This is a genomic window from Pseudomonas sp. RGB, from assembly GCF_007713445.1.
In the GTDB taxonomy this organism is placed as follows: Bacteria; Pseudomonadota; Gammaproteobacteria; order Pseudomonadales; family Pseudomonadaceae; genus Aquipseudomonas.
Map to the genome: position 1 here is coordinate 287,754 of NZ_VMSH01000003.1, position 24,448 is coordinate 312,201.

Here is a 24,448-nt window from a genome sequence, read left to right on the forward strand (position 1 = left end):
TCGGGATGGCTGTTAAAAAGACTACTCAGAAAGAAGGCAGCTCGTGGATCGGGGAAGTTGAAAAATATTCCCGTAAGATCTGGCTTGCTGGTTTAGGCGTGTACTCGAAGGTTAGCAGTGACGGCGGTAAGTACTTCGAGACTTTGGTCAAGGACGGCGAAAAGGCCGAGAAGTTGACCAAGACTACAGTCGGTAAGAAAGTAGAAGCGGCAAAGGCGAGTGCGGGTTCTGCCAAGTCGAGCATTTCTGACACGTGGGGCAAGTTGGAAGAAACTTTCGATAAGCGCCTTAACAGTGCCATTTCGCGACTGGGCGTGCCGAGCAAAGCTGAGCTGAAGACGCTGCACGGCAAGGTCGATACGCTGACCCGTCAAATCGAAAAACTCACGGGCGCAAAAGTGGCCCCGGCTAAAACCGCAGCGGCCAAACCAGCTGCCAAGCCTGCCGCTAAAACGGCTGCGGCAAAACCTGCAGCGAAAACTGCAGCCAAGCCTCTGGTTAAAGCGGCGGCTAAACCCGCTGCCAAACCTGCGGCCAAGGCTCCAGCCAAAGCCGCGGCTAAACCGGCTGCCAAGCCTGCCGCTAAAACAGCCGCTGCTAAACCTGCCACCAAGTCTGCTGCTAAGCCAGTGGCCGCTAAAGCAGCCACCAAGCCAGCGGCTAAACCTGCTGCCAAGGCGGCTGCGAAACCTGCGGCTAAAACGGCTGCTGCAAAACCCGCTGCCAAGCCTGCCGCGAAATCTGCAGCCAAGCCAGCCGCAGCAAAACCGGCTGCCAAAGCTGTGGCGGCCAAGCCAGCGGCAAAACCAGCCGCCGCCAAGAAGCCTGCTGTAGCGAAAAAACCAGCAGCGGCAAAACCAGCGGTTGCGGCCAAGCCTGCAACGCCGGCGCCGACCGCCTCGACAGCCAACTCGGTGTCCGCACCGACGCACGCTGCTACTGCCCCGACTGCATCGCCGGCAACCCCGACGCCATCCAGTCAGTCCTGATTTTTTCAGGGCACAAAAAACGCCCGGCCTGTGAAGGTCGGGCGTTTTTTATTGGCGATCTTATTACCCACATAGTTCCAATGTGGGAGCGGGCTTGCCCGCGATTGCGGTCTGCCGATGACATAGGTGCTAACTGACTCACCGCTATCGCGGGCAAGCCCGCTCCCACATTTTCAATCCAGATCATCCAGATATTTCAGGGCAAACTTCTCGGTCGCCTGTCGCGCCGGCAGCAACAGATGCGGCGCCACCAGCATCATGATCTGGTACACCACCACGCGCACTTCGCCTTCTCGGTCGAGGATGCGCTGGTAGTCCAGCGAAAACAGCAGCGTCAGGGTGATCTGCTCCACCAATTGCCCCAGTGCCTGGGTATCACTGACCAACTGCCCCGCCGCCTTCAAACGCGCAAGCAGCGACGCCAGCGTACGCTTGAGCGCCGTGAGCAAGGTGCGAATGCCCTTGGCCAGCTTTGGCAGGCGCCCCGCCAGGTTTGACAGGTCCTGAAACAGAAACCGGTAATGGGCCATGCGCTCGACGATCAGGTGCAGGAACAGCCAGTAATCCTCGGCGCTGAGCTGCGCGTCCGCCGGCGGGTCAAGCAGCGGCGCCAGTTCATTCTGAAAGCGCTCGAACAGCCCGAGCACCAACGGCTCCTTGCCATGGAAGTGGTAGTAGAGGTTGCCGGGGCTGATCCCCATTTCATTGGCTACCTCCATGGTCGACACGTTCGGTTCGCCCTTGTGGTTGAACAACTGCAAGGCACATTCAAGGATACGGTCGCGGGTCTTCATCCAGTCTTCTTAATGTGATCGTTGAGCTCAGCGCACATGCACGTAAGTGCCCGGCGCCGCTTCCATCGGTGGGTAATTCTGGTTGCCCAGGGCGGTGAGGGTTTCGCGCTGCACGCCGGAGCGTTGTTGAATCCACTCCAGCCACTGCGGCCACCAGCTGCCTTCGACGTGGTGGGCGTCGTAGTACCAGGCTCGCGGGTCGCTGCTCAGCTTGAGGTTTTCGACGTAATTGGCCTTGGGGTTGCCCGGCGGGTTGAGGATGCTCTGCACATGCCCGCTGTTGGACAGCACGAAGCGCCGCTCACCGCCCAGCAATTGCGTGGAGCGATACACCGCATCCCACGGCGTGATGTGGTCGTTGATGCCCGCCACGCTGAAGCTGTCCACCGTGACCTTCTGCAAGTCGATAGGCGTGCCGCACACCTCCAGGCCACCGGGATGGCTCAAAGGGTTGTGCTTGAAGAAGTCCAGCAAGTCGCCATGCAGCGCGGCAGGCAGGCGCGTGTTGTCGTTGTTCCAGTACAGGATGTCGAACGCCGGCGGCTCCTTGCCCAGCAGGTAATTGTTGATCCAGTAGTTCCAGATCAGGTCGTTGGGGCGCATCCAGGCAAACACCTTGGCCATGTCCCGGCCGTCGAGCACACCTTGCTGGTAGGAACGGCGCTTGGCGGCTTCCAGGGTCTGCTCATCGGCGAACAGAGTGGCGGGGCTGTCGATCTGGCTGTCCAGCAGGCTCACCAGGTAGCTGGCGCTGGAGATGCGTCGCAACTGGCGCTTGGCTTGCAGATGGCCTTGCAGTGCGGCGATGGTCAGGCCACCCGCGCAGGCGCCCATCAGGTTGACTTCGCGGGCCCCGGTAATCGCGCGGCACACGTTCAGCGCTTCCTCCAGCGCGGCGACGTAGGTGGACAGGCCCCATTCTCGGTGACGCACATCCGGGTTACGCCAGCTGACCATAAACGTCTGCAGGCCGTTTTTCAGTGCGTACTGCACAAAGCTGTTGGCTGGGCTGAGGTCAAAAATGTAGTACTTGTTGATTTGCGGCGGCACGATCAGCAGCGGCTTGGCGTACTGTTTTTCGCTCATGGGTTTGTACTGGATCAGCTCCAGCAGTTCGTTGCGAAACACCACCGAGCCGGGTGTGGTCGCGACGGTCTTGCCGACTTCGAACGCATGCTTGCTGACCTGGCGGGGCAGGCCGTTGTTGTGCAGCAAATCATCAAACAGGTTGCTCACGCCGCGCACCACACTGTTGCCGCCGGAGTTGAGCAGTTCCTTGACGGCCAGCGGGTTGAGCAAGGTGTTGGAGGGCGACACCGCATCGTTGAGCAGCGAGAACGCAAAGTGCGCGCGGGCGCGATCGTCAGGGTTGAGGGTGCTGTCGTCGATCCAGTGGCGAGTTTGTTTCTGCCAGCTCAAATAGGCTTGCAGGCTGCGGCGGTACAACGGGTTGAGCTTCCAGGTCGGGTCGATGAAGCGCGCGTCGTTGGGGTTGGGCTCATGCACGGTTTCGCCCAGCAGCACGCGGCCCAGCTGACCACTCAGCGCCAGGGCGTGGCGCGCGGTGTGCACCGGGTTGCGCAAGCCGTGGGCGGCGACGCTGCGCAGGGTCGCCAGCAAATCCCGACCGCGCAGGCCGGTGATTGCATTTTGCGCATTGATGAACACGGCAGGGGTGGGCGCCGGGTTCGTCACGGGTCTTTCTCGCATGAGCCAACACTCCTTCGTCAAGGCAACAACGGGCACGCCAATTCAGAACCATAGTCGGTTCTCGGCAAGTTGCGCGGCAGTGCGGTCCTTACACGGCCGGTCGCGGGTGAATCACGGCCCGCAGGCGCTCCTCTTCGAGAAACTTCATGATGATCGGCGCCACGGCTTCGGCCCGGGTGATCAGGAACAGGTGGCCGTCATCGATGATGTGCAACTGCGCGTTGGGAATCCGCCAGGCCAGCATGCGCATATTGATCAGCGGAATCAGCGGGTCGTCGTCGCCCGCCAGCACCAGCGTGGGTTGGCGGATCTTGTGCAGCCAGTGAATGCTGGTCCAGCCCAGCCCGGCGAACAGCTGCCAGTAATAGCCGAGCTTGCCGGCCGAGCGCACTTTGCTGGCGTGCTCGGCGGCCAGTTTCGCGTCACGCCGGAACGAGCCGCCATAAATCATCGGCGCGATGCGCACCACGTGGGACGGTTGGATATAGCGCCGTGGGCTTGCCATCAGCCACAGCACCTTGGGCTTGCCCGGCACCATAAATGCACCGGCAGCGGTGGCGGCGAGGATGAGTTTTTTGCAGCGCTCCGGGTAGTCATAGGCGAATTGCTGCGCGAGCGCGCCGCCCCAGGACACACCCACGGCATTCACTTGGCCGTAGTCGAGGTAATCGAGCATGCGCGCGGTGAGTTTGGCCAGGCCAGGAAAGCGATAGGGCCGACTCGGCGTCGAGGAACCACCGACGCCGGGCACATCGAAGGCGATCACTTCCAGGTCCGGGTCCAGCGCCTGGACGAACGGAAACACCAGCTCAAGGTTGGCGCCGATGCCGTTGAAAATCAGCAGCGGCGTCAAGTGAGGCTTGCCCGGGCGCACCGCCGTGCGGATGGCCTGGCCATCCAGGTCGATGGTACGGAAGATGAACGGTTGCGGCATGGGCTTACCCTGCAAAATGGCGCTATTTCCCTGCGGGAATACGGTCAATGTGGGAGCTGGCTTGCCTGCGATGCAGGCGCTGCGGTGTATCAGGCCTACCGAGTGGATGCCATCGCAGGCAAGCCAGCTCCCACATTTGATCCCATTCCAGCCTACCTTTCGTGAACGTATGTACCCGGCGCCGCCTCAGCTGCGGCATAGGTTTTGTTACCCAAAATTGTCGGAGCTTTCTTCAACTTGCCCGCCCGCTCTGCCTGCCACACCTGCCAATGCAGCCACCACGAGTCAGTGTGCTTGGTCGCATTTTCCTGCCATTCCAGCGCCTTGCCCGCCAGGCCATCGCTGGTCTGGTAGCGCGCCTTGGGGTTGCCCGGCGGGTTGAGGATGCTCTGGATATGCCCACTGCTGGACAACACAAACTCGACCTTGCCGCCAAACAACTGCGCCGACTTGTAGCAGGATTGCCACGGCGTAATGTGGTCGTTGGTGCCGGCCAGTGAGTAAATGTCGGCGGTAACCTGCTTGAGGTCGATCGGCGTGCCGCACACTTCCAGTGCGTTGGCACGCACCAGCGGGTTGTTCTTGAACAGTTCGATCAGGTCGCCGTGAAAGGCGGCCGGTAAACGCGTGGTGTCGTTGTTCCAGAAGAGGATGTCGAACACCGGCGGCTCGTTGCCCAGCAGGTAGTTATTGACCCAGTAGTTCCAGATCAGGTCGTTGGGGCGCATCCAGGCAAACACCTTGGCCATGTCGCGGCCTTCCAGCACGCCGGCCTGGTAGGAGTGGCGCTTGGCTGCCTCCAGGGTCTGTTCGTCGACGAACAGCGCTACCTGGGTGTCCAGCGTGGTGTCCAGCACGCTCACCAGCAAGGTCAGGGCGTTGACCTTCTTCTCCCCCAGCGCCGCGTAGTGGCCGAGCAACGCAGTACAGGTGATGCCGCCGGAGCAGGCGCCGAGCATGTTGATGTCTTTGCTGCCGGTAATCGCCGTGACCACATCGACCGCTTCCTTGAGCGCCTCGATATAGGTCGACAGGCCCCACTCGCGCTGGGCCTTGGTCGGGTTGCGCCAGCTGACGATAAACGTCTGCTGGCCATTACGCAGGCAGAAGCGCGCCAGGCTTTTTTCCGGGCTCAGGTCGAATACATAGAATTTGTTGATCTGCGGCGGCACCACCAGCAGTGGGCGCTCGTGCACCTGTTCGGTGATCGGCTTGTACTGGATCAGCTCCAGCACGTCGTTGCGAAAGACCACGGCGCCTTCGGTGGTGCCCAGGGTCTTGCCCACTTCGAAGGCACCCATGTTGACCTGGCTCGGCATGCCGCCGTTGTGCACCATGTCCTTGGCCAGATGGGACAAGCCATCGAGCAGGCTTTTGCCGCCGGTTTCAAAGAAGCGTTTGACCGCCGCCGGGTTGGCCGCGCTGTTGGTGGGGGCCATGGCTTCGGTCATCAGGTTGATCACGAAGTGGCCGCGGCTGATGTCCTGATCCGACAGGTTGCTGTCGCCGATCCAGTCGTGCAGTTCCTTGCGCCACGCCAGGTAGGTTTGCAGGTAACGTTTGTAGAGCGGGTTCTGGCTCCACGCCGGGTCGCTGAAGCGACGGTCATCGCCTTCAGGCACAAGCGCGGACTTGCCGAACATCACGTTCTTCAACTCAACACCGAAATGCGCGACGTGTTTGACGCTGTGTAACGGTTGCTTGATGGCTTGGGTCAGCACCATCTTCGCCGAAGCGAGTAAGTCCTTTTTTCGTAACGCGATGATCGGGTTTAGCCCCAGGGTGTTTTCAGAGGCCTGGCGTTTCAAGTCATCGTTATTCTTGTTACTCATCTACGACGCTCCATTGTCCGAAAGACGAGTACCGGCGATTGCTGCGCACCCAATTTCGATACACGACACCAGCCTGGTACTGCGACTCGGGTGACCGTTGATACCGCATCGTCAAATGCAGGGAACTTGCCAGTTCCATTGGTTACCCGAGTTTAATTTTTTTCGCAAGCGGGCCAATCGTTGACCACGCGACAGGGCATTCAAGCAGATGAAATTAGAAAATGCCCTCTAAAGAGCAAGACGCCTGAGTTAGAGCATCAGCCGCACGACCGACTCGCTCGGGTCGCGGGTTTTACCGGCTGCTTTGAGCTCAGCAAGATAGTCGGCCCACAGGGCTTCCTGGCGCACGGCCAACTGGTAGAGGTAGTCCCAGGTGAACAGTCCGCTGTCATGGCCGTCGTCGAAGGTCAATTTCAGTGCGTACTGACCGGCCGGTTCTACCTTGATCAGCCTGACGTTGATCTTGCCGAATTGCAGGATGGGTTTGCCGTGGCCCTGGACCTCGGCGGAAGGTGAGTGGGTGCGCAATAGTTCGGCGGGGAGCTGGTAGACCTCATCGGGCCCATAGGTGAGGCCGAGGGTATTGGAGGTTTTGTGCAGGTTTACAGCAGTAGGAAATTTCGACATTGATAATAATCCTGAAGAAACCGGCTCAAAAATGTGGGAGGGCTTCTGTGGGAGCCGGGCTTGCCCGCGATGCAGGCACCTCGGTGTTTCAGAAACACTGAGGTGATGCTATCGCAGGCAAGCCAGCTCCCACAAAAGCCAGGCTCCTACATACGCCTTTTTCTAAAAGGCTTACAGGATATAACGAGACAGGTCTTCGTTCTGCGCCAATTCGCCCAGGTGGCTGTTGACGTAGTCGGCGTCGATCTTGATCGCTTCGCCATTCTGCGCACCGGCCATGTCACCGGCGCTGAAAGACACTTCTTCGAGCAGGCGCTCAAGCAAGGTGTGCAGGCGACGCGCACCGATGTTCTCGGTCTTCTCGTTAACCTGCCAGGCAATCTCTGCCAGGCGCTTGATCCCGTCCGGCAGGAACTCAATGCCCAAACCTTCGGTTTTCAGCAGCTCACGGTATTGCTCGGTAAGCGACGCATGCGGCTCGCTGAGGATGCGTTCGAAGTCGCCCGGGGTCAGCGCCTTGAGTTCCACACGAATCGGCAGACGGCCCTGGAGCTCCGGCACCAGATCGCTTGGCTTGCTCAGGTGGAACGCACCGGAGGCGATAAACAGGATGTGGTCGGTCTTGACCATACCCAGCTTGGTGTTCACGGTGCAGCCTTCGATCAGCGGCAGCAGGTCGCGCTGTACGCCCTCGCGGGACACGTCGACGCCACCAGAGTTACCGCGCTTGGCCACCTTGTCGATCTCGTCGATAAACACGATGCCGTGCTGCTCGACCGCTTCCAGCGCCTTGGCCTTGAGTTCTTCCTCATTCACCAGGCGCCCGGCTTCCTCGTCGCGCACCAGTTTCAGCGCTTCTTTCACCTTGAGCTTGCGGCTTTTCTTCTTGCCCTTGCCCATGTTGGCGAACAGGTTCTGCAGCTGGCTGGTCATTTCTTCCATGCCAGGCGGTGCGGAAATATCCACGCCAGACACTTCGGCGACTTCGATCTCGATTTCCTTGTCGTCCAGCTGGCCTTCACGCAGGCGCTTGCGGAACAGCTGACGGGTATTGGAATCGGACGACGGCGCGGCGTCTTCGTTAAAGCCCATGCGTGCCGGTGGCAGCAGGGCGTCGAGGATACGTTCTTCGGCGGCGTCTTCGGCGCGGTGGCTGACCTTGGTCATTTCCTGTTCGCGCAGCAACTTCAAGGCGGCGTCGGCCAGGTCACGGATGATCGACTCGACGTCGCGGCCCACATAGCCCACTTCGGTGAACTTGGTGGCTTCGACCTTGATGAACGGGGCGTTGGCCAGTTTGGCCAGGCGCCGGGCGATTTCGGTTTTACCGACGCCGGTCGGGCCGATCATCAGGATGTTCTTCGGCGTTACTTCAACGCGCAATTCTTCCGGCAATTGCATCCGGCGCCAGCGGTTACGCAGCGCAATGGCAACGGCGCGCTTGGCATCGTCCTGGCCGATGATATGGCGGTTAAGTTCATGGACGATTTCGCGGGGAGTCATGGACATAGTGTTTGGCGGCCTCAAGCGGGAATAAGCCTACGGCTTACTCGGCGAGGTCCTGCTCCTCAATGGTGAAGTTGTGGTTGGTGAACACGCAGATGTCGCCGGCAATGCCCAAGGCAGTCTCGACGACTTCACGGGCCGACAGGTCGGTTTTCTTCAGCAAGGCGCTGGCGGCCGCTTGGGCATAACCACCGCCGGAACCCATGGCGATCAGGCCATGTTCAGGCTCAACCACATCGCCGTTACCGGTGATGATCAAGGACGCGTCTTTGTTGGCGACGGCCAACATGGCTTCCAGGCGGCTGAGGGAGCGGTCGGTGCGCCATTCTTTGGCGAGTTCGACAGCGGCGCGAACGAGGTGGCCCTGGTGTTTTTCCAGCTGGCCCTCGAAACGCTCGAAGAGGGTGAAGGCGTCGGCGGTAGCGCCGGCAAAGCCCGCGAGAACCTGCCCGTGGTATAGACGACGCACCTTTTTGGCGTTGCCTTTCATCACGGTGTTGCCAAGGGAAACCTGGCCGTCGCCGCCCATGACGACTTTGCCGTGGCGACGTACTGAAACGATGGTGGTCAAGGGGAGAGTCTCCACGCAGCGGGGCGAAAATGCCCTGATGGAATCTCATATGGGGGTGGCGGGAGGGATTTCAACCGTAGAGGGTTATGGCGGACGGGCGGTGTTTATAGGTCTTACACCTTCTCAAGCGCACCGCAAAACCAAATGTGGGAGGGGGCTTGCCCCCGATGGCGGTGCATCAGTCGCCAAAAATAGTGACTGATCTACCGCTATCGGGGGCAAGTCCCCTCCCACATTTTGATCCGCGTTGACTCTGAATCAGCGGCTCTGGCGTTGTTGTAACAACAGGTTGCTAAACCCTGCGCCGGCCAGTTGCTTCTGCGCTACGGTCAGCTGTTCACGGTTGCTGAACGGCCCCACCAGCACGCGATACCAGGTCGCATCCTTCACCGTGCCGGACTCCACTGTCACCGCCTGGCCCAGCAGGATGATCTGCGCACGCACGCGATCCGCGTCCGCCTGTTTCGGGAACGAGCCCGCTTGCAGGAAGAACTTGGTCACCGGCGCAGCCTTGGTGGTGGCCACGGGCGGCGGTGGCGGCGGGGTGATCCCGGCCAGCGCAGCTTGCGCCCGCGCGGTATCGATTTTCGCCGCTTCCGCTGGCGTCACCGGCGTGGTCGGCACTTGCGGCGTCGGCAGGGTTTTTTCCGGCACGGCGTCGGGCGGCACAATCACTTCCGATTCCGGCAGCAGCGTGTAGAAGTCGTATTTCGGCTTCACCGGTGCAGTCGGGCTTGGCGCCGTCTTGTTGGCTTCGGCCATTTTCGTGGCCTTCTGCTGCTCTTGCTTGACGCGCTTGACGTCATCGCCCTTGCCCGGCTCCAGCTTCATCAGGATCACGACGAACGCACCGACCGCCAGGCCGATGGCCATCCACAACCAGCCCGGAATAGGCTTCTTTGCCGGGGCTTGATAGCGGCTGGCGCCGCGCTTGGGTGCAGGTTTTTTCTTGGCAGCCAACTTACATACGCTCCAGGGTTTCCAGGCCTAACAGTTCCAGGCCTTGCTTGAGGGTCCGTCCAGCCAGTGCGGCGAGGCGCAGGCGACTTTGCTTTTGGGCTTCGTCGTCGGCGGTGAGGATCGGGCAGTTCTCGTAGAAGCTGGAGAACAGACCGGCGACTTCGTACAAATAGGTGCACAGGATATGTGGCGTGCCTTTCTCTCCGACGCTGTTCAGCACTTCGCCGAATTGCGCCAGTTTGGCCGCCAGTTCCTGTTCATGCGCGGCATCCAGCACGATCTGGCCTTCAACTTCGCTGAAGTCCTTGCCCAGCTTGCGGAACACACCGGCGACGCGAGTGTAGGCGTACAGCAGGTACGGCGCGGTGTTGCCTTCAAAGTTGAGCATCAGTTCGAAGTTGAAGCTGTAGTCGCTGGTGCGGTGCTTGGACAGGTCGGCGTATTTCACCGCGCCAATGCCCACCACGCGGGCGATGTTGCGCAGCTCGGCTTCGGCCAGTTCCGGGTTCTTTTCCTTCACCAGGTTGTAGGCACGTTCCTGGGCTTCGTTCAGCAGGTCGATCAGCTTCACGGTGCCGCCGTCGCGCGTCTTGAACGGGCGGCCATCGGCGCCGTTCATGGTGCCGAAGCCCATGTGTTCCATGTGCATCGGGTGGGTGACGAAACCTGCGCGGCGTGCCACTTCAAACACCTGCTGGAAGTGCAGGGCCTGGCGCTGGTCGACGAAATACAGCGCGCGGTCGGCCTTGAGCACGCCGCTGCGGTAGCGCACGGCCGCCAGGTCGGTGGTGGCATAGAGGTAGCCGCCATCGGCCTTGACGATGATCACCGGCAGCGGCTCGCCGTCGGCGGTCTTGAATTCTTCGAGGAACACGCACTGTGCGCCGTTGCTCTCGACCAGCAGGCCTTTGGCCTTGAGGTCGTTGACCACGTTGATCAGGTCGTCGTTGTAGGCGCTTTCGCCCATCACGTCGGCCATGGTCAGTTTTACGTTGAGCAGTTCGTAGATTTCCTGGCAGTGCGACAGCGAGATCTCGCGGAAGCGGCCCCACAACGCCAGGCATTCCTCGTCACCGGCTTGCAGCTTGACCACCAGGCCACGGGCGCGGTCGGCGAATTCTTCGGATTCGTCGAAACGCTTTTTGGCGGCGCGGTAAAAGTTTTCCAGGTCGGCCAGCTCGTTGCTGGTGATCGGGTTTTCCTGCAGGTAGGCCATCAGCATGCCGAACTGGGTGCCCCAGTCGCCCACGTGGTTTTGACGGATCACGGTGTCGCCGAGGAACTCCAGCACCCGCGCCACGCCGTCGCCGATGATGGTCGAACGCAAGTGGCCGACGTGCATCTCTTTGGCCAGGTTGGGTGCCGACAGGTCGATGGCCACGCGCTGCAGTGGGCCGGCCTTGCGCACGCCGATCCTGTCGTCGGCCAGGGCGGCGTCCAGGCGCGAGGCCAGGGCCTGGGTGTTCTGGAAGAAGTTGATGAAGCCTGGGCCGGCAATTTCGGCCTTGGTGACGCTGTCGTCAGCCGGCAGCGCGGCAATGATTTTTTCCGCCAGGTCGCGCGGCTTCATGCCCGCAGGCTTGGACAGCATCATCGCGATGTTGCTGGCGAAGTCACCGTGGGTCTTGTCGCGGGTGTTTTCCACCTGGATCGCCGGCGTCAGGCCTTCAGGCAACACACCTTCGTTGACGAGTTGGGTGAGGGCTTGTTGGATCAGCTGGCGAATGGTGTCTTTCATGGTGTTCTCTTTCGACCGCAAGCGGCGGCGCGCGATGCGCAGGTGGAAAAACTGGGCATTATCCGTGGCGAGGGCGGGCTTGCCAACCGTTCAGACCAGATGGCGGACCTGCGGGCCTCATCGCGGGCAAGCCCGCTCCCACATTTAAAGGTGTTCACATTTCAAAATGTGGGCGCTGGCTTGCCTGTGATCAATACAGGTCTACCGGGTCCACATCCAACGACCATCGCACCTGGCGGCCACTGGGCATTTGCTCCAGAGCAAGCAACCAGCTACTTAATAGCCGATGCAGGGGCGCGCGGGACGTTGCCTGCAAGAGTAGCTGAGCGCGATAACGCCCGGCGCGGCGCTCCATGGGTGCAGGCACCGGGCCGAGCAATTCGATGCCGGTCAGACCCAACTCGCCGAGCAAACGTTCGGCGGCGCTGCACGCCTCATCCAGAAAACCTTCCGCCTGCCCCGGTTTATGAGCTTCGGCCCGCAACAGTGCAAGGTGCGAGAAGGGCGGCAAGCCGGCAGAGCGGCGTTCACTCAGCGCCTGTTCGGCGAAGGCGAAGTAGCCTTGTTCTGTCAGCTGGATCAGCAGCGGATGGTCGGCCAGGTGCGTCTGGATAATCACTTTGCCCGGTTCTTCAGCGCGCCCGGCGCGGCCTGCGACCTGCACGATCAGCTGCGCCATGCGCTCGCTGGCGCGGAAATCACCAGAGAACAGGCCGCCGTCGGCATCCAGGATCGACACCAGCGTCACCCGTGGAAAGTGGTGCCCTTTGGCAAGCATCTGCGTGCCGATCAGGATGCACGGCTGGCCTTTCTGGATGGTCGCGAACAGCTGGTTCATCGCGTCTTTGCGCGAGGTGCTGTCGCGGTCGACCCGCAGCACCGGGTAGTCCGGAAACAGGATGCCCAGGCGCTCTTCGGCGCGCTCGGTGCCCGCGCCCACTGGGCGCAAATCCACTTTGCCGCACTGCGGGCAGTGGCGCGGCACTCGTTCAACATGGCCGCAGTGATGGCAGCGCAGCTCGCCGTGGCGCTGGTGCACGGTCATGCGCGCATCGCAGCGCTCGCACTCGGACATCCAGCCGCAGTCATGGCACAGCAACGTCGGCGCAAACCCTCGGCGGTTGAGAAACACCAGCACTTGCTGGCCGGCGGCGAGGGTCTGGCCGATGGCTTGCTGCATCGGCCCGGAAATGCCGCTGTCCAGTGGACGGCTTTTTACATCCAGGCGCAGGAAGCGCGGTTGCTTGGCGCCGCCTGCACGCTCATTCAGACGCAGCAGCCCGTAACGGCCGGTGTAGGCGTTGTGCAGGCTTTCCAGGGACGGCGTGGCCGAGCCCAGCACAATCGGAATGTCTTCCTGGCGTGCGCGCACCAGCGCCAGGTCGCGGGCGTGGTAGCGCAGGCCTTCCTGCTGTTTATAGGAGCCGTCGTGCTCCTCGTCGATGATGATCAGCCCGGGGTTCTTCATCGGCGTGAACAGCGCCGAGCGGGTGCCGATAATAATGTCGGCTTCGCCGTCCCGCGCGGCCAGCCAGGACTCCAGGCGCTCGCGGTCGTTGACCGCCGAATGCACCAGGGCGATGCGCGCGTTGAAGCGCTGCTCGAAACGCGCCAGGGTTTGCGGGCCCAGGTTGATCTCGGGGATCAGCACCAGCGCCTGCTTGCCGGCCTGCAGGGTTTCGCGGATGAGCTGCAGATAGACTTCGGTCTTGCCGCTGCCCGTCACGCCCGCCAGCAGGAACGCGTGGAAGCTGTCGAAGCCTGCGCGAATCGCTTCATAGGCAGCACGTTGCTCGGTGTTCAGCGGCAGTTCGGGCTGGGCCAGCCAGTGTTCGTGGCGTGGGTCGGGGGCGTGCTTGCGGATTTCCACCTGCACCAAGCCCTTGGCCAGCAGCAGGTCGAGGCTGTCCTTGCTCAGCATCAGCTTGCTCAATAGCTGATGCGCCACGCCGTGGGGATGCTGCGCCAGCGTGGCCAGGGCTTCACGCTGGCGTGGCGCGCGGGCGATGCGCGGGTCATCGAGGCGCGCGCCGGGCACCATCGACCAGAAGCGCTCCTGGCGTGCCTCGGCCAGCTCGCCCTGACGCAGCAGCACCGGCAGTGCCCAGCTCAAGGTATCGCCCAAACTATGCTGATAATACTGGGCGGTCCACAGGCACAGCTTGAACAGGGCCGGTGGCAGCGGCGCAGTGGCGTCGAGGATCGCGATGGCCGGCTTGAGCTTTTCTGCGGGCACTTCGCTGTGGTCGGCGACTTCCACCAGAATGCCGATCATTTCCCGGCGCCCGAACGGCACGCGCACGCGCATGCCTGGCTGCAACTGCGCCCGCAACACGCCGGCAGGGGCTCGGTAGTCGAACAGACGGCGCAGGGGCGAGGGCAGGGCTAGGCGCAAAATGGCGTCGGGCACGCGGGGAATCTCATATAAAGGCAGGCGGTGGCGCAGGGGCGGGAGCCTAGCAGACCTGCGGTAGAGGTGTCCTGTCTCTACTGCACGAGGCAGCGCTTCTGTGGGCGCTGGGCCTTTTGTGGCGAGCAGGCTTGCCCTGCGCTGGGACGCGCAGCGGCCCCGATGCCCGCAGCAAGTTCCAACTGCAAAATCGCACTAGCCTTATTGGGGCTGCTTCGCAGCCCAGCGCAGGGCGAGCCTGCTCGCCACAACACCACCCGGCTCCCATATTGATCGTGGTGTGTCGGGGGTTTTTCTGATGAAAGGGGCTTATATGTGGGCAATCGGCCGGAAGCGCCGCTTGCGCGTTTAAAAAGGTCTGGTAGAATCCGCGGCCTAATTACGTGCGGTATTCGACAATAGTGTCGAGTGGCGGCACGCTAGCCCGAGGAAGTCACCATGAAAGCCGATATCCATCCAGCGTACGAAACCATCGAAGTAACCTGCAGCTGCGGCAACAAGTTCGAAACACGTTCGAACCTGTGCAAGCCACTGGGTACTGACGTATGCAACGAGTGCCACCCGTTCTACACCGGTAAGCAGAAAACTCTGGACACCGGCGGCCGTGTACAGCGCTTCGCAGATCGCTTTGGTGCTTTCGGCAAGAAGCCTGCTACTCCAGCAGAGTAAGGCTCAAAAGCCCTCCGGGTTTTTGTCAGCTGTTGAAGAAGGCGTCCTTTGGGACGCCTTTTTTGTGCCTGCAATTTGGTCGCGCGTGATTCAAATCATTTTTAATAAAAAAATTGTAGACATTTTTTAATGCGATTGTGAACAGTTGAGCCCTTGTATCCCGTGGCTCTTGGCCAAAAGTCGTAGCGCAGGGCCCTTGACACCTGTGACTGCCCAGTCTTGTAGGGACTTTGCGACACGCGTATCCTCGGCGGTCCGTCGACCAACAGTAAAAGCGGAATGCCGATATGTCTGATTTGAAAACTGCCGCTCTCGAATATCATGCCCATCCTCGTCCAGGAAAGCTGAGTGTAGAGCTCACCAAAGCCACTGCCACCGCCCGCGACCTGTCGCTGGCCTACAGCCCTGGCGTTGCCGAGCCCGTACGTGAAATCGCCCGCGACCCTGAACTGGCGTACAAGTACACCGGCAAAGGCAACCTGGTTGCAGTGATTTCCGATGGCACCGCGATTCTCGGCCTGGGCAACCTTGGCCCATTGGCGTCCAAGCCAGTCATGGAAGGTAAAGGCGTGCTGTTCAAGCGCTTTGCCGGCATCGACGTTTTCGACATCGAAGTCGATTCCGAAAGCCCGCAGGCTTTCATCGACACCGTAAAGCGCATTTCCATCACGTTCGGTGGCATCAACCTGGAAGACATCAAGGCACCTGAGTGCTTCGAGATCGAAAAGGCCCTGATCGAGCAGTGCGACATTCCGGTATTCCACGATGACCAGCACGGCACCGCGATCGTTACCGCGGCCGGCATGATCAACGCCCTGGAAATCGCCGGCAAAACCCTGGCTGACGCGCAAATCGTCTGCCTGGGCGCCGGCGCTGCAGCCATCTCCTGCATGAAATTGCTGGTGAGCATGGGCGCCAAGCTGGAAAACATCTTCATGGTCGACAGCAAGGGCGTTGTTCAGTCCGAGCGTACCGACCTGAACCAGTACAAGGCGATGTTTGCCCACGCCACCGACAAGCGCACCCTGGCTGACGCCCTTGACGGTGCAGACGTGTTCGTCGGCCTGTCTGGCCCGAACCTGCTGAGCGCCGAAGGCCTCAAGTCGATGGCGGCCAACCCGATCGTGTTCGCCTGCTCCAACCCTGATCCGGAAATCTCCCCGGAACTGGCCCACGCCACCCGTAACGACGTGATCATGGCCACCGGCCGTTCGGACTACCCGAACCAGGTCAACAACGTACTGGGCTTCCCGTTCATCTTCCGTGGTGCCCTGGACGTTCGCGCCAAACGCATCAACGAAGAGATGAAAGTGGCTGCGGCCAATGCTCTGCGTGAACTGGCCAAGCTGCCGGTGCCTCAGGATGTATGCGATGCGTACGGTGGTGCTCCACTGGCGTTCGGTCGTGAGTACATCATCCCTAAACCAATGGATAAGCGCCTGATCACCCTGATCTCCGATGCCGTGGCCAAAGCCGCGATCGAGACTGGTGTGGCGACCCTGCCGTATCCGAAGCACTACCCGCTGCAAAGCGTGGATGATGTGTTCAACGGCTAAGCCGTTGTAGTGCACCAACAAAAAGCCCCGGCTCTTGCGAGTCGGGGCTTTTTATTACCTGCGATTTAACTGGAGCTGTTTAGACATCCAAATGTGGAAGGGGGCTTGCCCCCTCCCACATTTTGCACCTCGTCGGCTTGAGGTCGCGATCAGAACAAATCGATCGGCGCCCCTTCATCCGCCGGCAGCGGGCTGCCCGGCGCAACGCCATTGCCCAGTTCGTTGACCGACGGCGGCGTGTCTTCGCTCTTGAACAGCTCGAAGTACGCGTTCGGCGTGCTTGGCGAAGCCGCACGGCCACTCACCGGGTCAATCCGCAGGCTGAGAATGCCTTCCGGCTCAGGCTGGGTGTGCAGCGGCTTGTCCTTCAAGGCCGCGCCCATGTAACTCATCCAGATCGGCAGCGCGACGGTGCCACCAAACTCGCGGCGACCCAGGCTTTCCGGCTGGTCGTAGCCGGTCCACACGGTGGTCACGTAGTCGGCGTTGTAGCCGGAGAACCAGGCGTCCTTGGAGTCGTTGGTGGTACCGGTCTTGCCGGCGATGTCCGCACGGCCCAGCGCCAGGGCGCGACGGCCGGTGCCTTTCTTGATCACGTCTTCCAGGATGCTGTTGAGGATATACGTGGTGCGGCCATCCACTACGCGTTCAGCGACAGCTGGCGTTTGTGGCTCGTTTGCGGCGGCGGTGTTCGGTGTGGCCGGCGCTGCGCCCGGTGTCGGCTCGATGGTGATGCCGCCGTTGCTGGGCGCCGCGATGCCATCAGGCGCCGCCACGCCGTTGACCACGTCACCCGGCACGCGCGGAGGGTTGGCGGTAAACAGGGTGTCGCCATTGCGGCTTTCGATCTTGTCGATCAGGTACGGTGAGATCTTGTAGCCGCCGTTGGCAAAGGTGCTCCAGCCCGTGGCGATCTCCATCGGCGTGAGAGTCGCGGTGCCCAGCGCCAGGGACAGGTTGGGCGGCAAATCCGACTTGTTGAAGCCGAAACGCGTCATGTAGTCGATGGTTTTGCCCACGCCCATTGCCTGCAGCAGGCGGATCGACACCAGGTTACGCGACTTGTACAGCGCCTCGCGGATGCGGATTGGGCCGAGGAAGGTGTTGGTGTCGTTCTTCGGGCGCCAGACCTTGTCCAGGTACTCGTCGACAAACACTATCGGGGCGTCGTTGACCAGGCTGGCGGCGGTGTAGCCGTTATCCAGTGCGGCGCTGTAGACGAACGGCTTGAAGCTCGAGCCCGGCTGGCGCTTGGCCTGGATGGCACGGTTGTAGTTGCTCTGCTCGAAGGCAAAACCGCCGACCAGGGCGCGGATCGCACCGTTCTGCGGGTCCAGGGACACCAGCGCGCCTTGGGCCACAGGGACCTGGCTGAATTTCAGGCTGTCGTCTTTCTGGCGTTGCACGCGGATCAAATCACCCACCTGTGCCACGTCCGACGGCTGCTTGGGCATCGGGCCCATGCTGTTGGTGTTCAGGAAGGGACGTGCCCACTTCATGCTGTCCCACGCCACATGCGCTTCGCCGGAGCGGGTCAGCACCTGCACGCCATCTTTCTTCACTTGGGTGACGATGGCGGGCTCCAGGCCGCTGATCGGGCGCTGTTTGCCCAGTTCAGTGGTCCAGGCGCTCAAAGTCTTGCCTGGCAGGCGGGATTCGGGGCCCCGGTAGCCGTGGCGCTGGTCATAGGTGACGAGGCCATCGCGTACCGCGTTGTTGGCAATTTCCTGCAAGTTGCTGGGAACGGTCGTGGTCACGCGGAAGCCTTCGGTGTAGGCCTCGCTGCCGTAACGGCCGACCATCTCGGCGCGCGCCATTTCAGCGATGTACGGTGCGTTCACCTCCGGCGTCGGCACGTGGTAGCTGGCATTCAGCGGTTCGGCCACGGCGCTTTCATAGGCGGCCTGGTCGATCTTGCCCAGCTTGTACATGCGGCCGAGGATCCAGTCGCGGCGCTCTTTGCTGCGCGCCGGGTTGGCCAGCGGGTTAAAGCGCGATGGGGCCTTGGGCAGGCCGGCAATCATTGCCATTTGCGCCAGGCTGGCGTCACGAATCGACTTGCCGTAGTAGACCTGCGACGCCGCCTCGATCCCGTAGGCGCGGTTGCCCAGGTAGATCTTGTTGACGTACAGCTCAAGGATCTCGTCCTTGGTCAGCTGGCGTTCGATCTGCAGGGCCAGCAGGATTTCAGTGGCCTTGCGCGAAAAACTGCGCTCGCTGGTGAGGAAGAAGTTCTTCGCCACCTGCATGGTGATGGTGCTGCCACCGGATTGAATGTGTCCGCTTTTTACCAACTGGGTAGCCGCGCGCACCAGACTGCTGGGGTCAACGCCGTAGTGATTGGCGAAATTATCGTCTTCTGCCGACAGCAGGGCATTGATGAAATTGGGTGGAATGTCGGCGAAACGGATCGGTGTGCGGCGCATCTCGCCGAACTCCGCGATCAGTTTTTCGTCGCTGCTGTAGACCCGCAAAGGAATCTGCAACTGGATACTTCTGAGTGCCTCTACGGAAGGCAAACCCGGACTAAGGTAGAGGTAGGCACCGCTGAGTACGAGCAGCAGCCCGCAGACAATCGCGACAATGGAGTACCCGAAAAACTTCAGCAGACGAATCAAGGCTTTTGGATTTCCAGAGAAAAGAATGAGTTAGGCGTCGGGGCATGCATGGCAAACGATGGATCGACCCGAGCAGCAGATAAATAGCGGGAAAAAACGCTGGGCATTAAAGCATTTTTCGGCTTGGGGCGTCATTCACGCCACTCAAACAAGTCGACCGAATGCACGATGGCCGGCGGCAATCAGGCGGTATGACAGGCAAAGTTTTGGGGAGTTTTATGAGAAAAGGATTTTTCAGGCGCAAAACCGACACCCTGCTGGGCGTCGACATCAATGACACGGGCATCAAGCTGATAGAACTGGGCCATTCGGCCGCGGGTTACCGGGTGCAGGGCTACAGCACCCAGGTGTTGCCGCCGAATGCGATGGTCGACGGCACCTTGTTGGACCTTGAAGAGGCAGGGCGAGCCTTGCACCTGGCGTTATCCCGGCTGCGTACGTCTGCTCGGCAGGCGGCCGTCGCTGTAGCGGGCCCTTCGGTCATCACGCGGGTCATCGACATGGAGGCCGGGCTCAGTGATGAAGAGATGGTCTGGAAGATCCAGATGGAAGCCGACCAGTACATTCCTTACCCGCTGGATGATGTGGCCATCGATTTTCAGGTGCGTGGCCCTTCGGCCCAGGATCCGGCCCGGGTCGAGGTTTTACTGGCTGCCTGCTTGAGGGAGCAGGTCGAGGCGCGCACTGCGGTTTTGGCCCTGGCGGGGCTCGTGACACGGGTGGTGGATGTCGAAGGGTTTGCATTGGAGCGCGCTTGCAGTCAGGATTTCGCCAGCTTCACGCCGGGTCATCAAGTCGATGGCACACAATGGGCCGTGGATGCCCACGGGATGGGAATTGCTTGCGGGTTGGCCCTGAGGAGTTTCGCTTGATGACAAGAATCAACCTTTTGCCTTGGCGCCAAGCCCTGGCGGACCGGCGTCGCAAATACTTTCTGATGTTTTTGCTGGCGTTCGCCTGTGCGGCCTTCGCGGCGTTATGGCTGGCGGACCAGGTGATTGACCAGGCCATCGACCGGCAGGGCGCACGCAATAACCATCTGAGCAAAGAAGTGACTGTCGTCGATTCGCGCATCAAGACCATCGACGACTTGCAGGAGCAAAGCCAGCAACTGGCCGCGCGCATGAAAGTCGTGCAGGACCTGCATGATGCCCGCTCTTCCAGCGCGCAGATGTTTGATCAACTGGCCCGCGCGGTGCCCGCGGGTGTCCATCTGCATGAAGTGGTGGCGAACGGCGACACCATCAGTGTCAGCGGCAGTGCCGAGTCCAGCCAGGACATTGCTCAACTGATGCGCCGCCTGGAAGCCTCGCAAGGCACCCATGCCACTCGGCTTCAGCATGTGCGGGCAGAGGGCGAGCGGGGCGGTAACGAATTCCAATTGATGGTGCGCCAGGGGGAATCCACCGAGGCTCAGCCTTGAGCCTGCCCAGGCTCGACTTTTCCACGTTCTGTCACAACGCTTCGAAATGGCCCTTGCCGGGCAAGCTTCTGCTGGGCTGTGCGCTGGCAGGCTTGGTGCTGGCGGTGGGCGATAGCGTTTATTTGAGCCCGTCACGCGAGCGTTTGCACGAGTGGGAGGCGCAGGAAAAGGTCTTACAACAGCTGCTCGTTCAGAAGGTCGATCTGGCCACCCGCCTTGAGGGCAGCACCCACCCGGCTCAGGTGATGCAGGAAAAAACCGATGGGGGCTTAGGGCAGTTGTCTGGCGCACCTGACATGCCAGCCCTGCTGGATGAAATGGCGCGGCTGGTGGCTGCCAACGGCGTGGTGGTTGAAGGTGTCACGGTGCTGGACGAGCAAACTCGGCCGTTTTACATCGAGGAGCCGGTGCAGGTCGATGTGTTTGGGGCTTACCACGACCTGGCTACCTTCGTGAGTGCGTTGGGCGGCTTGTCTCGGATTGTTACCGTGCATGACATCACGCTTCGTTCCGAAGGGTCGTTGCTGCGCCTTGGCATGTTGGTGAAGACCTACCGGAGCACGTCGCTGCGCGGCGAACCTGACTCGGTTTTCGAGTCGGCGCCAGCATTTGTCTACGACGCATTTTCCTTGCGTGACCCGTTCCAGCCGGTCGCATTGCAGGTTAATCATCTGCCCGGACGCCCGGTGCTGGCGCCTGACCTTGCCCGGGTCCGCGGCGCCCTGGAAAAGGTCGCCATCGACCAGTTCGAGATGGTCGGTACGCTGTCCCGTGGGGAGCAGAGCTTTGCGCTGTTGCGTGTGGCCTCCACGGTGCACCGGCTGGCCGTTGGCGACTACCTGGGGCCGAACCACGGCAAGGTCACGGCCATTCATGACGGCTACATCGAACTGGCGGAGCTGTTCCGCGATAAACAGGGCGCGTGGCTGGAGCGCCCGCGAACCCTCGTGTTGAAACTCAACTCATAACGGAATCAAACAATGAAATGGACTTTCTCGTCCTTCGGTGTGGCGCTATGGATAGCGTTCACGGCACCGACGGCATTCGCTGTGCCCACTCGTGTGGACCTGATCCAGCTGCCGCCGCCTGGCAGCGCGGCGCCAGGCACCTACCACGGCGCCAAGCTGAACCTCAATTTCCAGAACATCGATGTGCGTGCGGTATTGCAGCAGATTGCCGATGTCGCCGGGCTCAACCTGGTTGCCAGCGATGAAGTGCAAGGCTCCATCACCTTGCGGCTCAAGGACGTGCCCTGGGACCAGGCGCTGGACCTGGTATTGCAGACCAAAGGGCTGGATAAGCGGGTGAAGGCCGGCGTTTTGCTGGTGGCACCGGCCGATGAGCTGGCTGCGCGTGAATTGCTCACGCTGGAATCGCGCAGGCAGATTGCCGAGCTGGCGCCTTTGCGCCGGGAGCTGTTGCAGGTCAACTACGCCAAGGCGGCGGACCTGGCCAAGCTGTTCCAGTCGGTGACAGGCCTTGAAGGCGCCGGCGATGAGCGCGGTTCCGTGGCAGTGGATGACCGCACCAATAACATCATTGCCTACCAGACTGGCGAGCGCCTCGAAGAGCTGCGCCGGATTGTGGCGCAGCTGGACGTCCCGGTGCGCCAAGTGATGATCGAGGCACGGATCGTCGAGGCCAATGTTGATTACGACAAAAGCCTCGGCGTGCGCTGGGGAGGGCGACTCAACCGTGCCAATTGGGGCGCTGGAGGCATCAGCAAACCCTTGGCCGCCGGTGCCGAGCCACCGCAGAACCCTGTCAGTTCGCCATTTGTCGACATGGGAGCGCTCACCGGTACATCGGGCTTGGGCATCGCCTATATCACCAACAACCTGTTGCTGGACCTTGAACTGACGGCCATGGAGAAAACCGGCAACGGCGAAATCGTCTCACAGCCCAAGGTGGTCACTTCCGACAAGGAAACGGCACGGATCCTCAAGGGCACCGAGATTCCCTATCAGGAATCCAGCTCCAGTGGCGCCACCTCAGTGTCGTTCAAGGAGGCTTCGCTATCGCTGGAGGTGACCCCGCAAATCACCCCCGATGGCTGGGTGATCATGGAGGTCAAGGTCACCAAGGATGAGCCCGACTACCTGAACAAGCTCAACGACGTGCCGCCGATCAAGAAAAACGAAGTCAACGCCAAGGTGCTGGTCAAGGATGGCGAGACCATCGTCATCGGTGGCGTTTTCTCCAACACCCAAAGCAAAGTGGTAGATAAAGTGCCATTTTTAGGCGATGTGCCGTATCTTGGCCGCCTTTTCCGGCGCGATGTGATGGCGGAAAGAAAATCCGAGCTGCTGGTATTCCTGACTCCGCGTATTATGAATAACCAGGCGATTGCTGTGAGTCGTTGATTCTGTGCGAAATTTGATTCTTGTAGGACCGATGGGGGCTGGAAAAAGCACCATCGGCCGTTTGCTGGCCAAAGAGCTGCGCCTGCCATTCAAAGATTCCGACAAGGAAATTGAATTGCGCACGGGCGCCAATATCCCATGGATCTTCGATAAGGAAGGCGAACTGGGCTTTCGCGACCGCGAGCAGGCGATGATTGCCGAGCTGTGCGGTTGCGACGGCTTGGTATTGGCCACCGGCGGCGGCGCTGTCATGCGCGATGAAAACCGCCGGGCGCTGCATGCCGGTGGGCGCGTGGTCTACCTGCATGCGTCAGTCGAGCAGCAAGTGGGGCGCACCGCCCGCGACCGGAATCGCCCATTGTTGCGCACCGCTGACCCGGCAAAAACCCTGCGGGATTTGCTGGCGCTGCGCGATCCGCTGTATCGGGAAATTGCCGATCTGGTGGTGGAAACCGATGAGCGGCCGCCGCGAATGGTCGTTCTCGACATTCTCGAGCGTTTACAGCAGCTGCCACCCCGTTAAAGCCAGACCCGAAATGCGCTATTCTCGGCGGCGCGCTAACAGCCTTCGAGGTGTGGCGTAGAGCCATCAGGCAGCGTCAGATCCGAGCGTTGCCGATCGTATATCCATCTTCACGCGGGGACACATGCAGACACTTAAGGTCGATCTAGGCGAGCGCAGCTACCCAATCCATATTGGCGAGGGTTTGTTGGACCTGCCCGAGTTGCTCGCCCCGCATATTGCCGGTCGGCAAGTGGCGATCATCTCCAATGAAACGGTCGCGCCGCTGTATCTTGAGCGCCTGAGCCGCAGCCTTGCGGCGTACTCGGTGATTTCGGTGATCCTGCCTGACGGCGAGGCCCACAAGAACTGGGAAACCCTGCAACTGATCTTTGATGGCCTGCTGACTGCGCGTCATGACCGCCGGACCACGGTAGTCGCCCTGGGCGGCGGTGTGATCGGCGACATGGCCGGATTTGCGGCGGCCTGTTATCAGCGCGGCGTGGACTTTATCCAGGTGCCGACCACCTTGCTGTCCCAGGTCGATTCGTCGGTAGGTGGCAAGACCGGCATCAACCACCCGCTGGGCAAGAACATGGTGGGTGCGTTCTATCAGCCCCAGGCCGTGCTGATCGACACCGCGACGCTGAACACGTTGCCACCGCGCGAGCTGTCGGCGGGCCTGGCGGAAGTCATCAAGTACGGGCTGATCTGCGACGAGCCGTTCCTGACCTGGCTTGAGGAGCATATGGACGCCCTGCGCGCTCTGGATCAAGTGGCACTTACCGAAGCGATTTCCCGCTCCTGCGCCGCCAAGGCGCTGGTGGTGAATGCCGACGAGCGGGAGTCCGGCGTACGCGCCACTTTGAACCTGGGTCACACCTTCGGCCATGCGATCGAAACGCACATGGGCTATGGTGTGTGGTTGCATGGGGAAGCCGTAGCGGCTGGCACAGTGATGGCGTTGGAGATGTCGCAACGCCTGGGCTGGATCAGTGCCCAGGAGCGGGATCGGGGTATTGGCCTGTTCCAGCGCGCCGGTTTGCCGGTTGTTCCTCCTGAGGAGATGACCGAGGCGGATTTCCTCGAACATATGGCAATAGACAAGAAAGTGATCGACGGTCGCCTACGACTGGTGCTGCTGCGCCACATAGGCGAAGCGGTAGTGACCGACGATTATCCGAAAGAGATTTTACAGGCCACGCTGGGAGCGGATTACCGCGCCCTGGCCCAGCTTAAAGGTTAA

At 61.0% G+C, this 24,448-nt stretch carries 19 protein-coding genes and 1 pseudogene; 9 read left to right on the plus strand and 11 right to left on the minus strand.

The window, feature by feature from the left end:
* Positions 1-5 precede the first annotated feature (5 nt).
* On the plus strand, positions 6-989 hold the full coding sequence (locus FPT15_RS08390; protein ID WP_145159965.1) for a phasin family protein: 984 nt from the start codon (positions 6-8) through the stop codon (positions 987-989).
* Between the two features lie 173 nt (positions 990-1,162).
* Here FPT15_RS08390 and FPT15_RS08395 read toward each other — a convergent pair whose 3' ends face one another.
* The 10 genes from FPT15_RS08395 to FPT15_RS08440 all read right to left on the minus strand — a co-directional run bounded on the left by FPT15_RS08395 (position 1,163) and on the right by FPT15_RS08440 (position 14,071).
* Positions 1,163-1,783 (minus strand): TetR/AcrR family transcriptional regulator, encoded by a 621-nt coding sequence (locus tag FPT15_RS08395; RefSeq protein WP_145159967.1) that lies wholly within the window; start codon positions 1,781-1,783, stop codon positions 1,163-1,165.
* Positions 1,784-1,810: 27 nt separating this feature from the next.
* Positions 1,811-3,493, minus strand: a complete 1,683-nt coding sequence (gene phaC, locus FPT15_RS08400) for a class II poly(R)-hydroxyalkanoic acid synthase (RefSeq protein ID WP_145159969.1) — start codon at positions 3,491-3,493, stop codon at positions 1,811-1,813.
* A gap of 88 nt (positions 3,494-3,581) precedes the next feature.
* Positions 3,582-4,427, minus strand: coding sequence for a poly(3-hydroxyalkanoate) depolymerase (gene phaZ / locus FPT15_RS08405; RefSeq protein ID WP_106577519.1), 846 nt, complete (start codon positions 4,425-4,427; stop codon positions 3,582-3,584).
* A gap of 152 nt (positions 4,428-4,579) precedes the next feature.
* Positions 4,580-6,259 carry a class II poly(R)-hydroxyalkanoic acid synthase gene (gene phaC / locus FPT15_RS08410; protein WP_145159971.1) on the minus strand — a complete coding sequence of 560 codons (1,680 nt, stop codon included), beginning with the start codon at positions 6,257-6,259 and terminating at the stop codon, positions 4,580-4,582.
* Between the two features lie 249 nt (positions 6,260-6,508).
* Positions 6,509-6,886, minus strand: a complete 378-nt coding sequence (locus FPT15_RS08415) for a gamma-butyrobetaine hydroxylase-like domain-containing protein (protein ID WP_145159973.1) — start codon at positions 6,884-6,886, stop codon at positions 6,509-6,511.
* Positions 6,887-7,057: 171 nt separating this feature from the next.
* Positions 7,058-8,395, minus strand: a complete 1,338-nt coding sequence (gene hslU, locus FPT15_RS08420; protein WP_008439258.1) for an ATP-dependent protease ATPase subunit HslU — start codon at positions 8,393-8,395, stop codon at positions 7,058-7,060.
* Between the two features lie 37 nt (positions 8,396-8,432).
* Positions 8,433-8,963 (minus strand): ATP-dependent protease subunit HslV, encoded by a 531-nt coding sequence (hslV, locus tag FPT15_RS08425; RefSeq protein ID WP_003237338.1) that lies wholly within the window; start codon positions 8,961-8,963, stop codon positions 8,433-8,435.
* Positions 8,964-9,221: 258 nt separating this feature from the next.
* The gene (locus FPT15_RS08430; RefSeq protein ID WP_053253947.1) at positions 9,222-9,923 is read right to left on the minus strand and encodes an SPOR domain-containing protein; all 702 of its coding nucleotides are present in this window, start codon (positions 9,921-9,923) and stop codon (positions 9,222-9,224) included.
* Position 9,924: 1 nt separating this feature from the next.
* A complete protein-coding gene (gene argS, locus FPT15_RS08435; RefSeq protein WP_145159975.1) occupies positions 9,925-11,661 on the minus strand; it encodes an arginine--tRNA ligase in 1,737 nt (578 codons plus the stop codon).
* 190 nt (positions 11,662-11,851) lie between these two features.
* Positions 11,852-14,071, minus strand: coding sequence for a primosomal protein N' (locus FPT15_RS08440; RefSeq protein ID WP_106577524.1), 2,220 nt, complete (start codon positions 14,069-14,071; stop codon positions 11,852-11,854).
* Between the two features lie 438 nt (positions 14,072-14,509).
* On the opposite strand from FPT15_RS08440, the gene rpmE reads away from it, so the two are divergent.
* Together rpmE and FPT15_RS08450 are read left to right on the plus strand one after the other, a co-directional pair.
* Complete coding sequence (rpmE, locus tag FPT15_RS08445; protein WP_049710411.1) at positions 14,510-14,740, plus strand: 50S ribosomal protein L31; 231 nt, start codon at positions 14,510-14,512, stop codon at positions 14,738-14,740.
* 287 nt (positions 14,741-15,027) lie between these two features.
* The gene (locus FPT15_RS08450) at positions 15,028-16,296 is read left to right on the plus strand and encodes a malic enzyme-like NAD(P)-binding protein (RefSeq protein WP_056860619.1); all 1,269 of its coding nucleotides are present in this window, start codon (positions 15,028-15,030) and stop codon (positions 16,294-16,296) included.
* Positions 16,297-16,445: 149 nt separating this feature from the next.
* On the opposite strand, the gene FPT15_RS08455 is transcribed toward FPT15_RS08450, so the two are convergent.
* Entirely contained in the window at positions 16,446-18,911 is a 2,466-nt protein-coding gene (locus FPT15_RS08455) for a penicillin-binding protein 1A (protein WP_372241456.1), read from the minus strand.
* A gap of 221 nt (positions 18,912-19,132) precedes the next feature.
* Here FPT15_RS08455 and pilM point away from each other — a divergent pair, with 221 nt between their 5' ends.
* From pilM to aroB, 6 genes and pseudogenes are all read left to right on the plus strand, one after another.
* Positions 19,133-19,786 (plus strand): type IV pilus assembly protein PilM, encoded by a 654-nt coding sequence (gene pilM / locus FPT15_RS08460; RefSeq protein WP_145159979.1) that lies wholly within the window; start codon positions 19,133-19,135, stop codon positions 19,784-19,786.
* The gene (locus tag FPT15_RS08465; RefSeq protein WP_145159981.1) at positions 19,786-20,337 is read left to right on the plus strand and encodes a PilN domain-containing protein; all 552 of its coding nucleotides are present in this window, start codon (positions 19,786-19,788) and stop codon (positions 20,335-20,337) included. The genes pilM and FPT15_RS08465 overlap by 1 nt, the downstream gene beginning before the upstream one ends.
* Positions 20,334-21,305 (plus strand): pilus assembly protein PilP, encoded by a 972-nt coding sequence (locus FPT15_RS08470; RefSeq protein WP_145159983.1) that lies wholly within the window; start codon positions 20,334-20,336, stop codon positions 21,303-21,305. The genes FPT15_RS08465 and FPT15_RS08470 overlap by 4 nt, the downstream gene beginning before the upstream one ends.
* A gap of 141 nt (positions 21,306-21,446) precedes the next feature.
* Positions 21,447-22,700 (plus strand): annotated as a pseudogene (locus FPT15_RS08475) (type IV pilus secretin PilQ); the annotation flags it as partial.
* Positions 22,701-22,704: 4 nt separating this feature from the next.
* Positions 22,705-23,223 carry a shikimate kinase AroK gene (gene aroK, locus FPT15_RS08480; protein WP_145159987.1) on the plus strand — a complete coding sequence of 173 codons (519 nt, stop codon included), beginning with the start codon at positions 22,705-22,707 and terminating at the stop codon, positions 23,221-23,223.
* 124 nt (positions 23,224-23,347) lie between these two features.
* On the plus strand, positions 23,348-24,448 hold the full coding sequence (aroB, locus tag FPT15_RS08485; RefSeq protein ID WP_145159990.1) for a 3-dehydroquinate synthase: 1,101 nt from the start codon (positions 23,348-23,350) through the stop codon (positions 24,446-24,448).

Excerpts from the sequence above, each read along its gene's own strand:
- phaC (WP_145159969.1), bottom strand. The coding sequence starts at position 3,493 with ATGCGAGAAAGACCCGTGACGAACCCGGCGCCCACCCCTGCCGTGTTC.
- phaC (WP_145159971.1), bottom strand. The coding sequence starts at position 6,259 with ATGAGTAACAAGAATAACGATGACTTGAAACGCCAGGCCTCTGAAAAC.
- aroB (WP_145159990.1), top strand. The coding sequence starts at position 23,348 with ATGCAGACACTTAAGGTCGATCTAGGCGAGCGCAGCTACCCAATCCAT.
- hslU (WP_008439258.1), bottom strand. The coding sequence starts at position 8,395 with ATGTCCATGACTCCCCGCGAAATCGTCCATGAACTTAACCGCCATATC.
- FPT15_RS08415 (WP_145159973.1), bottom strand. The coding sequence starts at position 6,886 with ATGTCGAAATTTCCTACTGCTGTAAACCTGCACAAAACCTCCAATACC.
- rpmE (WP_049710411.1), top strand. The coding sequence starts at position 14,510 with ATGAAAGCCGATATCCATCCAGCGTACGAAACCATCGAAGTAACCTGC.
- phaZ (WP_106577519.1), bottom strand. The coding sequence starts at position 4,427 with ATGCCGCAACCGTTCATCTTCCGTACCATCGACCTGGATGGCCAGGCC.
- argS (WP_145159975.1), bottom strand. The coding sequence starts at position 11,661 with ATGAAAGACACCATTCGCCAGCTGATCCAACAAGCCCTCACCCAACTC.
- FPT15_RS08390 (WP_145159965.1), top strand. The coding sequence starts at position 6 with ATGGCTGTTAAAAAGACTACTCAGAAAGAAGGCAGCTCGTGGATCGGG.
- FPT15_RS08395 (WP_145159967.1), bottom strand. The coding sequence starts at position 1,783 with ATGAAGACCCGCGACCGTATCCTTGAATGTGCCTTGCAGTTGTTCAAC.
- FPT15_RS08450 (WP_056860619.1), top strand. The coding sequence starts at position 15,028 with ATGTCTGATTTGAAAACTGCCGCTCTCGAATATCATGCCCATCCTCGT.
- FPT15_RS08465 (WP_145159981.1), top strand. The coding sequence starts at position 19,786 with ATGACAAGAATCAACCTTTTGCCTTGGCGCCAAGCCCTGGCGGACCGG.
- pilM (WP_145159979.1), top strand. The coding sequence starts at position 19,133 with ATGAGAAAAGGATTTTTCAGGCGCAAAACCGACACCCTGCTGGGCGTC.